This is a genomic window from uncultured Gelidibacter sp. (assembly GCF_947500795.1).
Taxonomy (GTDB): domain Bacteria; phylum Bacteroidota; class Bacteroidia; order Flavobacteriales; family Flavobacteriaceae; genus Gelidibacter.
On the sequence record NZ_CANMTE010000003.1, the window covers coordinates 144,256 to 156,379 of the forward strand.

Sequence of the window (12,124 nt, forward strand, 5' to 3'; positions counted from 1 at the left end):
ATTACTCGTGAGGTCTCTTCCTATTATATAAGGTTTGTTTTAGATTAAGCTAAAACCGACTGTACTTTATCAGCAGCTTCCTGGAATTCAGTAGCACTCATAACATCCAATCCTGAATCGTCAATTAATTTCTTAGCGATATCAGCGTTTGTTCCTTGTAAACGTACAATAATTGGCACATCAATATTACCCATGTTTTTATAAGCATCGATAACACCTTGCGCAACTCTGTCGCAACGAACAATTCCACCAAAAATATTGATCAAGATTGCTTTTACAGCTGGATCTTTCAAAATAATTCTGAATGCTGCCTCAACACGAGCTGCATCTGCAGTACCTCCTACGTCTAAGAAGTTCGCTGGCTCACCACCTGCTTGCTTAATTAAATCCATAGTAGCCATTGCAAGTCCAGCACCGTTAACCATACAGCCAACGTTTCCTTCTAAGTCAACATAATTTAAACCTAAAGCGCCAGCTTCAACTTCAATAGCACTTTCTTCACGTAAATCACGTAAATCTAAATAATCTTTATGTCTGAATAATGAATTGTCATCAATTGTAACCTTTGCATCAACAGCCATAATCTTGTTATCACTTGTTTTCAACACAGGGTTGATCTCAAATAAAGATGCATCAGATTTTACATAGGCAGTATAAAGATTTGTCACAAATTTGGTCATTTCTTTAAAGGCAGTACCTTCAAGACCTAAATTAAATGCAACACGTCTTGCTTGGAAAGGTAAAATACCTGTAGCAGGATCAATTTCTTCAGTAAAAATTAAGTGTGGCGTTTCTTCAGCAACTGTTTCAATATCCATTCCACCTTCAGTAGAATACATGATCATGTTACGACCAGTTCCTCTATTTAAAAGTACAGATACATAAAACTCGCTAGTTTCACTTTCACCTGGATAGTATACATCCTCAGCCACCAATACTTGATGAACTTTTTTACCTTCAGCTGAAGTTTGAGGTGTTACCAACTGCATCCCGATAATTTGTCCTGCAATTTCTTCTACTTCCTTAAGGTTTTTGGCCAATTTAACACCGCCACCTTTTCCACGTCCACCTGCATGAACTTGTGCTTTGATCACATGCCATCCGGTTCCGGTTTCAGCGGTCAATTGTTTTGCTGCAGCAACAGCTTCATTAGCATTTTTTGCGACATAACCTCTTTGGATACGTACTCCAAAACTGCTTAAAATATCTTTTCCTTGATACTCGTGTAAATTCATATTGATCAGTATATAATTGTTCCGTTATTAAGTTCTGAAAATGTTTCAGCTAAAGCGGAAATCTCTATTTTTATGCAGCACAAAAGTAATCAACATAAATGTTTTAACCAATAAATTTAAGTATTGTTTGTTAGGAGCTAATCCATTATATAAAAAGATGCACCATTTTTACGTATTTCGTTATGCTTGAATAAAAAAAAGGATTTAGATTTACCGCTATTAAAAATTTATTATAAAAATGGAACAACAAACCTTACTTCAAATTGCAAAAGACTTCGAAAGTCCAGTTTATGTCTATGATACTGAGAAAATTGGAGCTCAATATAAACGCTTAACATCTGCATTCAGTAAGGTTAAAAATTTAAGGATCAACTATGCTGTAAAGGCATTATCCAATATTTCCGTATTAAAATTTTTCAAAACACTTGGTTCTGGTTTAGATACAGTATCCATTCAGGAAGTTCAATTAGGATTGAAAGCAGGTTTTTCTCCAGATCAAATTATCTATACTCCTAATGGTGTTTCTCTTGAAGAAATTGAAATGGCTGCAAAACTTGGCGTTCAAATCAATATTGACAACCTTTCCATCTTAGAGCAATTTGGAACGCGTCATCCAAAAACACCAGTGTGTATTCGTATAAATCCGCACGTTATGGCGGGTGGTAATACCAATATTTCTGTTGGCCATATTGATAGTAAATTCGGGATTTCAATTCATCAAATCCCTCATTTATTGAGAATTATTGAAAACACCAAGATGAACATTAACGGTATCCATATGCATACTGGGAGTGATATTCTTGATATTGAAGTGTTTTTATATGCCAGCGAAATCTTATTTGATACGGCATTACACTTTAAGGATTTAGAATTTATCGATTTTGGATCAGGCTTCAAAGTTCCTTATAAAGAAGGCGATATTGAAACCAATATTGAAGAATTAGGAGAAAAACTCACCAAACGATTCAATAACTTTTGTAAAAAATATGGTCGTGAATTAACCTTAACGTTCGAACCTGGAAAATTCTTGGTAAGTGAAGCTGGTGTATTCTTGACGAAAGTAAACGTTGTTAAACAAACCACATCTACTGTGTTTGCTCAGATAGATTCTGGTTTTAACCATTTGATCAGACCAATGCTTTATGGTTCTGAACATGAAATCATCAACATCTCTAACCCGAAGGGTCGTGAGCGTTTCTACTCGGTTGTAGGATATATTTGTGAAACGGATACGTTCGCTAATAACCGTCGCATTACTGAAATTAGTGAAGGCGACATCCTATGTTTTAAAAACGCAGGTGCTTACTGTTTTACAATGGCAAGTAATTACAACTCTCGTTACAGACCTGCTGAAGTATTATGGCATAATAAAAAAGCACATTTGATTAGAAAGCGTGAGACATTTGATGACATTATTAACAATCAAATTGAAATTGATTTAGGTGCATAATAATTGGAAGTGGGATATTATTATTTTAAAAATTCAATAAACTTATAGTATCTTTAATTTCAAAATACTGCTTTAAATCAAGTCTTTATATAATTTTTCAATGAACTATATTCAACCAAAGCTCATCCGGCAAATCTTCGCGATAATGCTCATGTTATTTATGGGAAGCCTCATATTTATTGAGTTGCTACCTTATCTTACAGGTGTGCTTGGGGCAATAACCATCTACATTTTATTCAGAAAGTGGATGGCGACTTTAGTGAAAAAGAAAAATTGGTCACCAACTTGGGCTGCTTTATTAATCATGCTTATTTCTTTTGTCGGAATCCTTATTCCCCTTGCTGGGATCGTTTGGATGTTGAGTAATAAAATAGGTAGGGCAGTTAATAATAGTGAACAAGTAGTGACTGCATTTAAGGAACAATTGTCCAGTATTCAACATTATATAGGTTTTGATATTGGATCGAATATTGATACGAGCGCTATTACGGGATGGGTTTCTTCAAATTTACAAAACCTCGTCGGTGGTACTTTTAATGCCTTTATTGCGATTGGTTTGATGTACTTTATGCTGTACTATATGCTGACTAACCGTAGAGAATTGCGCGAATCTTTAACTGATTATATTCCGTTAGACAATTACAACTTAAAAGAAATTGGCCAAGAGATACAAACTATGGTACGCTCTAACGCCATTGGGATTCCTTTAGTAGCCATAGCACAAGGTATTATAGCGCTTGTTGGGTTTTTGATTTTTGGAATTGATGAACCTTTCTTTTGGTTTGTTATTGTCACCATAGGATCAATGATTCCATTTGTGGGAACGCTTATTGGTATCCTGCCTGTCTTTTTAATTAGCCTTTCAAGTGGTGATACCTTTCAAGCCTGGGGCATCTTAATCTACGGATTGGTAGTTGTAGGATCCACAGATAATATCATCCGTCTTTATGTTCTTAAAAAATTAGATGACGTCCACCCTCTAATCACCTTGGTTGGTGTTATTGTTGGCGTTCCAATATTTGGTTTTATCGGATTGATATTTGGACCTTTATTGATCAGTCTATTTTTAGCGGTGGTTAGTATTTATAAAAAGGAATACGGAAAGCCGAAACCTAACACGCATAATAGAAGAATGTTGTAACGCAACAGGCAAAATTCTGATGGTTTAAAATATTTTCTGGTTATTGGTCCTCTTATAATTCCTCAGTATATATCCAGAACTGCGTATCGATTGAATCGCCGTGATTAGTCAATCATAATATCATCCTCTGTATCTGCCACACCATCTTTTCCTAAAGAATACAGGTTATAGCTTTCGCCTGTAGCGTGCCGAGTATATACAAAATCACGATTCCAATAGTCTACTCCTACACGCTTTAATAATGGATTATTTCTGATAATAGTGCTCAGTTTTTTGGGATATTCGCCTGTAGATTTCTTTTCATGTTCCAAAAGCAATATCACTTCTGATAACTTTTTAGTCGTTTGCTTTTCTTCTTTTGAATGAAGAAACAAGTTGGCTCTTAATAAAAATCCTAAGGAGACAACCAATATTAAGATGACCATAATCTTTAATAGTGGAGACCACATTCTTTTAGGAGGAAGATTATGTTTTTGTTCATACCGTCGCTGTTTGCGTCGTTTAAGCCAAAATTTAAATTCTTCAAAAATCAACAACACTTCCGCAAATAACCCAGCTAACGCCTCCATGGAAATTACTAATTTTTAAAGGTTTTATTAATCATCTCAACCGATGTACCATAGGTATCAAAAAGATATACCAAAGACGCCATAGCTGCCGCCCCAAGTTCCAACTCTCTTTTATTAACCGCATCAAAGGTGTCTGTTGCAGCGTGATGATGATCAAAATAACGTTGTGAATCTGGTTTAAGGCCTGCCAAGACAATTCCGTCAGACTTCAACGGACCAATATCAGCGCCACTTCCACCCTTTTCAAAATAGTGTATCAAATAGGGCTTAAATAATTCTTTCCAGCCTAATACCTTTTCAAACATAGCATCACTACTGTCAAATGAAAATCCTCTTGGCGTAAAGCCACCCGAATCACTTTCCAATGCAAAAATGTGATTTTCACCTTTCGATTTTGCAACCTCAGCATATTTTTTGCCTCCTCTAAGGCCGTTTTCCTCATTCATAAATAATACCACCCTGATGCTTCGTTTTGGTTTGATTCCACTCTCTTTTAGTAATCGCAAGACGTCCATAGATTGTACAACACCTGCGCCGTCATCATGAGAACCATCGCCTAAATCCCATGAATCCAAATGACCACCTACAACTATATACTCATCAGGAAATTCTGTTCCTGTAATTTCGCCAATCACATTAAAAGATTCGACATCTGCCAATTGCTGACAATTCTGCTTAAAAAAGAAATTTATGGAAGGATTTAACGCCAACATGGTACTCAATAACTCCGCGTGATTAGTGCTAATTGCAGCAGAAGGAATCCGTTGGGAAACAGGCAAATCGCCATAAGTCATACTTCCCGTATGTGGAAAATCGTCCAACCTTAAATTTAACGAACGAACAATAACACCCACCGCGCCGAGCTTCCCCGCTTCATAGGCGCCTGCGTAACGTTGGTCTGCACATCCGCCATAAGCTTCAAAGGTATCTATTAAATCAGCTTGCATTGGGCGATTAAAAAACACAATCTTTCCCTTTACTTTTTCCTTTCCTAACGCTTTCAGCTCGTCTATCCCTTTCACTTCAACAACTTGTGCCCGCACACCTCCGTTAGGAGTTTCAACAGAACCTCCCAAAGCGCAAATGTTGACGTGTGTTGTTTGTCCTGGTTCGGTTTCAATGTATGCAAATTCAGGTAAGCCCCTAACCCATTTTGGAACCATCACAGATTGTAACCAAACCTTATCCAATCCGAGTTTTTCAAGTTCTTCTTTTGTATACTTCACCGCTTGCTCTGCACCAAATGATCCCGAAAGTCGTGGACCAATAGTATTTGAAAGGTGGTTTAACCACTCATAACTTTTACCATTAGTCAAGGAAATACTATAAATAGTTTTAATGGTCTCAGCATCTGATTGTGCGGATACTTGTAATGAAAAAATGAATAGAATTAAGATGCAGAACTGTTTCATATATTAGAAGTTAAAATAACTTTTGATTACCTGATTAATTGATTTTTATTGGACTTGAAGCATAAAAAAACCTTTCAGATTTAAGAGTCTGAAAGGTTGAGATTATTATTCGTTTTGCAATTGCTGTCTGTACAATTCTAAATTCGCCTTAATATCATCGTCCAATTCAGGCTCCTTAATATCTTTATAGGTTTTTAAGGTATCGTATAACACTTTGGCTACTAAGTATCGTGATGTCTTTTTGTCATCACAAGGAATCACATACCAAGGCGCATTAGGTTTTGAAGTCTTATTAAGAATGTCTTCATAACAGTCCATATAATCATTCCAAAGTTTACGCTCTTCTAAATCGCCCGGATTAAACTTCCAGTTTTTATCTGCACGATCCATTCGTCTCAATAATCTGTTTTTCTGCTCCTCTTTAGATAGGTTTAAGAAAAACTTGAATACCAGCGTGCCGTTCTCTGCGATATGTTTTTCAAAATTATTGATATCCTCAAAACGTTTTTCCCAGAAGGTATCGTCAATATCCTCAACGCTATCAATTCCTGGAATATTTTCATTTAAAACATAAGAAGGATGCACTTTTGTGACCAACACATTTTCATAATGTGTACGATTAAAAATACCGAATTTACCGCGTGCAGGAAGTGCAATATAATGACGCCATAAATAATCATGTTTAAGCTCTAAACTGGTTGGTACTTTAAAACTGTGCACCACCACTCCTCGAGAGTTAAAATCTTTGAAAACCTCACGGATCAGACTGTCCTTTCCTGCAGTATCCATCCCTTGTAAACACACTAATACGGCATATTTGCCATGAGCATACATTTTGTCCTGAATTTCTCCTAAACCTTTACGGATATCTTTAAACTCCTTTTTAAGTTCACTTTTTGAAGCCTCTAAATTAAAAGAGGTTTCCAAATCTTGAATTTTAATTGGTTCCGTAACTTTGAAATCATCAGTATTGATAGTTCTCATGCTTTACTATTTTAATTGGTAATTAATTATTTAGATGCGAACAAGTTCACATCATTTTCACTCACTTCCTTTTCGCCAAGAATAATAAGACGTTCCACTACATTTCGTAATTCCCTAATGTTTCCCGTCCAATCATATTCCTGCAACTGTTTTATGGCATTATCAGTGAATTTTTTAGCTGCAGTTCCGTTTTCAGACGCTATTTTATTTGCAAAATAGTCTATCAATAACGGAATATCCTCACGTCTATCATTTAATGATGGCACTTGAATAAGAATCACCGCTAACCTGTGGTATAAATCCTCACGGAATCTACCTTCTTCAATTTCTTTTGTCAGATTTTTATTAGTAGCTGCAACAACACGCACATCAACTTTAATATCCTTATCGCTACCTACACGTTGCACACGGCTTTCCTGCAGCGCTCGTAATACTTTTGCCTGCGCGGAAAGACTCATGTCTCCAATTTCATCTAAAAAAAGAGTACCGCCATTGGCAGCTTCAAACTTTCCAGCTCTATCTTTTACAGCACTTGTAAACGCACCTTTCACATGACCGAACAATTCACTTTCAATCAATTCTGAAGGAATCGCCGCACAATTCACCTCAACCAAAGGCCCTTTTGAACGTTCACTTTTTTGATGCAGCCAATGTGCTACAAGTTCCTTTCCGGTTCCGTTTGGTCCAGTAATCAATACCCTCGCTTCAGTAGCAGCCACTTTCTCAATCATATCCTTAATATGTGAAATAGCCTTACTTTCGCCAATCATCTCGTAATTTTTGCCCACTTTCTTCTTGAGCATTTTATTCTCGACCACCAATTCCTTTCTATCTAAAGCAATTCGCACCGTATTGAGCAATCTGTTTAAATCAGGTGGTTTTGAAATATAATCAAAGGCACCAAGTCTCATCGTATTAACAGCTGTATCCAAATCGCCATGACCAGAAATCATAACAATAGTGGTTTCAGGTTTTATTTTTTTGACCGCTTCTAAAACTTCAACGCCGTCCATTTTTGGCATTTTGATGTCACAAAGCACCAAGTCATAATCTTCATTCTTTATCTTCTCAATTCCTGCCAAACCATCCTCGGCTTCTTCTACTTGATAGCTATCATTTTCTTCAGAAAGTATTTTAACCAATACCCTTCTGATGCTTGCTTCGTCTTCTATTACTAATATTTTTGGCATTTCTAACATTTAAATTTTATTCCTGTTCTAAAATAGAGCGTATTTTTATCATCAATGGTATAAATATCATCTCTTTTGTTATTTCTCAATCTATAATCGTTGGAAATACTGTATGCGGCATAGCCATAGTACAAAAGGTGTTCCGTAAAATAATGCTCATATCCCAATCCACCTAAAATAATAGTTTGCGAGATATTTTCAGCGAGTTTCCCATTGATCGTTTTATTCCCTTGAATGTTAGCGAAAAAATTATCTAAGGTCACAAACGCCTGAACATGATTTTTATCGTCAAACTTATAACGCACATTTGTTTTTGGCACTCCCAAGGTGTACGTCCAATTTGGATGGAACTCTCTGTAATAATTTAGAATTGGCAGCGGATAATTGCGACCAGGTGTGGTTGAATAATCCAATCCCAAAACTAACCGATTTGGCTTATCAGCGACTCCTTCTTTGGTACGATCACGAATGGCATACGCACCAACAATATACAAATAATCGTCAGATATTAATTTGGAATCAAAATTAGATGCCAAACGCACCCCCATTTTAAAGCCGTAATACCAGTCATTGTCTTTTAACTTTCGCAAATATCCAATAGAACCTTCAATGGTTTGAACCGATTGAAGATCTTCTGTACTAAAAGGAACGTTTTCCAATTTTAAATCGAGATAGCGGTAATCTCCACCTACCACAAGATAACTACTTTCATCTAATTTTAGAGGTAATTGAAAAAGGCCTCGAAACCTGTTTACCGAATTTTTGGAATTACTATTAGGCAGATTGAGGTATTCGATTCTTAATAAATCTGAAGTTTGTGATGACACTCCCATGGTTAGGAACACCATGAAAACCAACATGGCCTTGAACTGTAACTTATGGGACATAAAATCTAGGATTTATTTGACGAAGGACTACCGATAATATGGATATCCCTCTGTGGGAAAGGAATGCTAATATTGTGCTCTCTAAATAATCGGTCAATTTCAAAGCGCATATCACTTTGTGGAAAACGCGCATTGAAACTATCGCTAATTGTAAATGCCACCTTAAAATTTAAGGAACTTTCTGCAAAGTCAGTAAACAGCACAACAGGTTCCGGTGTTTCCAATACAGCAGGATGATTTTTAGCAACGTCCAAAAGAATCTTTTTAACAAGTTGTACATCACTTCCATAAGCCACACCAACCGTTACACTTTCTCTTGTCATCGCCCCATTTTGGGTCCAATTATAAAGACTGTTGGTGAGATAAAAATGGTTAGGAATAACGAGCACTTTATTGTCTGCAGTTGTAGCTCTGGTAGTTCGTAATTTAATTTCATCTACACGGCCAATTTTACCGTCCAATTCAATGATATCGCCTACATGAACAGTTTGATCAACCAAGATGAAAACACCCGAAATAATATCCTGAAATAAGGTTTGAAGCGCCAAACCAATACCCAACAACAAGGCTGCTGATGCGGCAAAAACACCTGTTACAGGAACTCCAAATGAATGGAGCATAATGATTAAAATAATCAGATAGATAAAATAACGGCCATATGCAAAAACCGTATTGAACTTCTTTTTATTTGGTAAGGGAAGGTTGCGGGTTATGATTCTATTGATGACGCGAAGGACTATTGTGGCTATAAACAGGACAATAATCAACATTAAAATATCTCTAATACTTATGGAGATATCTTTGCTAAACTGTATCGATAAATCTAGAAAATCTATAAGCTCTTTCATGAGTTTTTTAGTACTTCAACCATTTAAATAGTTCCTTGTAAGTTGGCTTTTTTCCGTACATTAAAATACCAACTCTATAAATTTTCGCTGCAAACCACACCGTAAACACAAACGTACAGACGAGTAATGCAAACGATAAAAGTTGCTGCCATATTGGAACACCAAACGGAATTCTCATCAACATTACCACCGGAGATGTAAAAGGTATAAATGAAAACACGGTAGAAACTGTGCCATGCGGATCTTCAATAACGGTGAATACACCTACATAAACTGCCAAAACAAGAGGCATAATAATTGGCATCATAAACTGCTGCGTATCGGTTTCATTATCTACAGCTGCACCGATAGCCGCGTAAAGGGAACTGTACAGCAAATAACCTCCGATGAAGAAAAACAAAAAGGCCACACAAAGATTTAAAATAGGCAAATTGAGAAATCCTGTAATTAATTCTTGTGCCATATTTTGAGCATCTGAATTTGCCATGGCTTGATTGATCAACACTTTTTGCGGCGTTTGCATTTGCATCACATCAATACCGAAAATTGCAGATACTACATATAATAGGACACCTCCCAAAATTATCCAAATGATGAATTGAGTAACGCCCGCTAATGAGGTTCCGATAATCTTACCCATCATTAATTGGATTGGCTTTACAGAAGAGATGATGATTTCAATGATTCTACTCGTCTTTTCTTCAATAACACTACGCATAATCATGTTGCCATAAATAATGATAAACATGAACAGCAAATATCCGGCAGCGCCACCAAATGCAAGTTTTAAATAACTGTCAACTTTTGAGGTTTTCTCCCCTTCAAAGGTTTCTTGCGCAATATTAACTCTTGTTTTGGCTGCTAAAATCTGTGCAATATCAACGCCTTCATTTTGAAGTTTAACATCCGATAAGCGTTTTTCTATTTTGCGCTCCATCCCCGAAATTATAGACAATGACGGCGATTCATCAGAATAAAAATTAATCGTTTCGACCAATTTGAGCGTATCTGAACTTTTCTTGATATACAATAATCCAAAATCATTCTTAGCTTTTACTAATTCTTTGGCGCCTTCAATAGGCATATTGTTAATAATCGTATACGTAGTATATTCTGAGCTTTCAAAACTATCGCCCACCAATCCGGTTTCATCTAAAATTGAAATGGTGCGCTTCGTGTCATTATTCATTTGCGATAAATAAGCAACAACAGCAATTAAGGCAATCATGATCATCGGACTTAAGAAAGTCATCACAATAAATGATTTGTTGCGGACTTTATTAAGGTACTCTCTTTTGATGATCAGCGGTAGATGATTCATTGTTAATTGTTTTTTACTGTTTGGATAAAGATGTCGTTAGCACTCGGGATTACCTCCACAAAATGATGAATTTCAGCTTTGGAAGTCAAAAAACTCAACAAATCATTAGGCGACGTATTTGCAGGAAGTTTGATATTCATTTTAATATCATCACTTAAATTTTTGAAGGTTGCCGGGAACACTTCAAACTGCTCTTTAATTAATTGTGTCACCACTTCCGGAGTTTCAGACTGTAGTCCAACCTCAAATGTATTGGTCTTAAACTGACGCTTTACATCGGTTAACTTTCCATCCAACACCTTATTGGATTTATGAATAAGCGCAATATGATCACACAGCTCTTCTACAGATTCCATACGGTGTGTAGAGAATATAACGGTTGCTCCTTCATCTCTCAACTGTAAAATTTCATCTTTGATGAGTGTGGCGTTGATAGGATCAAAACCTGAAAAAGGTTCGTCAAAAATCAGAAGTTTTGGTCTGTGAAGCACAGTAACAATAAACTGAATTTTTTGAGCCTGACCTTTACTGAGTTCCTGGATTTTCTTATTCCACCAATCGCCAATCTCTAATTTATCAAACCAGTATTTAAGCCGATCTTTTGCTTCTTGCTTTGAAAGCCCTTTTAATTGCGCCAAATAAATGGCCTGCTCTCCAACTTTCATCGTCTTATATAAGCCGCGCTCTTCTGGGAGGTAGCCAATATCTCTAATATTATGAGGTTTTAAAGGTGAACCATCTAACAGAATTTCGCCAGAATCTGGCATGGTAATCTGATTGACAATTCTAATAAGCGTGGTCTTACCTGCTCCATTTGGACCAAGAAGTCCGAAGATGCTTCCTTTTTCCACTTCAATGGAGACATTATTTAGTGCTTTAAAGTCGCCAAAACTTTTGGAAACAGAATTCGCAACCAATAAGTTGTTCATAAATTAAGGTTTGAATAATTCGGTTAAAAGATGTGTAAAGATATTAAATGTTAGAGTTCAGGACTTGCCAATGTCCTTTATTTTTAATTCAAATACCTCATTGAATAACTGATTTAGAAAAACCCAAAAGGTATAAAAAACAAAACCCACCCTTAAAA

At 36.3% G+C, this 12,124-nt stretch carries 11 protein-coding genes; 2 read left to right on the plus strand and 9 right to left on the minus strand.

All coding sequences use genetic code 11. The features are described from left to right. Positions 1-44 precede the first annotated feature (44 nt). Positions 45-1,235 carry an ADP-forming succinate--CoA ligase subunit beta gene (gene sucC / locus Q0947_RS08455; protein WP_299395552.1) on the minus strand — a complete coding sequence of 397 codons (1,191 nt, stop codon included), beginning with the start codon at positions 1,233-1,235 and terminating at the stop codon, positions 45-47. Positions 1,236-1,473: 238 nt separating this feature from the next. Here sucC and lysA point away from each other — a divergent pair, with 238 nt between their 5' ends. Continuing rightward, positions 1,474-2,685, plus strand: a complete 1,212-nt coding sequence (gene lysA / locus Q0947_RS08460; RefSeq protein ID WP_299395557.1) for a diaminopimelate decarboxylase — start codon at positions 1,474-1,476, stop codon at positions 2,683-2,685. 100 nt (positions 2,686-2,785) lie between these two features. After that, positions 2,786-3,826, plus strand: coding sequence for an AI-2E family transporter (locus Q0947_RS08465; RefSeq protein WP_299395562.1), 1,041 nt, complete (start codon positions 2,786-2,788; stop codon positions 3,824-3,826). A gap of 104 nt (positions 3,827-3,930) precedes the next feature. Here Q0947_RS08465 and Q0947_RS08470 read toward each other — a convergent pair whose 3' ends face one another. The 8 genes from Q0947_RS08470 to Q0947_RS08505 all read right to left on the minus strand — a co-directional run bounded on the left by Q0947_RS08470 (position 3,931) and on the right by Q0947_RS08505 (position 11,966). After that, a complete protein-coding gene (locus tag Q0947_RS08470; protein ID WP_299395566.1) occupies positions 3,931-4,395 on the minus strand; it encodes a type II secretion system protein GspG in 465 nt (154 codons plus the stop codon). An 8-nt stretch (positions 4,396-4,403) separates the two neighbouring features. Then, positions 4,404-5,807, minus strand: a complete 1,404-nt coding sequence (locus Q0947_RS08475) for a M20/M25/M40 family metallo-hydrolase (protein ID WP_299395571.1) — start codon at positions 5,805-5,807, stop codon at positions 4,404-4,406. A gap of 105 nt (positions 5,808-5,912) precedes the next feature. Then, positions 5,913-6,791 carry a PPK2 family polyphosphate kinase gene (locus tag Q0947_RS08480; protein WP_299395575.1) on the minus strand — a complete coding sequence of 293 codons (879 nt, stop codon included), beginning with the start codon at positions 6,789-6,791 and terminating at the stop codon, positions 5,913-5,915. Positions 6,792-6,817: 26 nt separating this feature from the next. Continuing rightward, positions 6,818-7,981, minus strand: a complete 1,164-nt coding sequence (locus Q0947_RS08485) for a sigma-54 dependent transcriptional regulator (protein ID WP_299395578.1) — start codon at positions 7,979-7,981, stop codon at positions 6,818-6,820. A gap of 2 nt (positions 7,982-7,983) precedes the next feature. Continuing rightward, positions 7,984-8,868, minus strand: coding sequence for a hypothetical protein (locus Q0947_RS08490; RefSeq protein ID WP_299395582.1), 885 nt, complete (start codon positions 8,866-8,868; stop codon positions 7,984-7,986). 5 nt (positions 8,869-8,873) lie between these two features. Beyond that, on the minus strand, positions 8,874-9,716 hold the full coding sequence (locus tag Q0947_RS08495; protein ID WP_299395586.1) for a mechanosensitive ion channel domain-containing protein: 843 nt from the start codon (positions 9,714-9,716) through the stop codon (positions 8,874-8,876). A gap of 7 nt (positions 9,717-9,723) precedes the next feature. Next, positions 9,724-11,037, minus strand: coding sequence for an ABC transporter permease (locus tag Q0947_RS08500; RefSeq protein ID WP_299395591.1), 1,314 nt, complete (start codon positions 11,035-11,037; stop codon positions 9,724-9,726). 2 nt (positions 11,038-11,039) lie between these two features. Next, positions 11,040-11,966 (minus strand): ABC transporter ATP-binding protein, encoded by a 927-nt coding sequence (locus Q0947_RS08505; RefSeq protein WP_299395596.1) that lies wholly within the window; start codon positions 11,964-11,966, stop codon positions 11,040-11,042. Positions 11,967-12,124 lie beyond the last annotated feature (158 nt).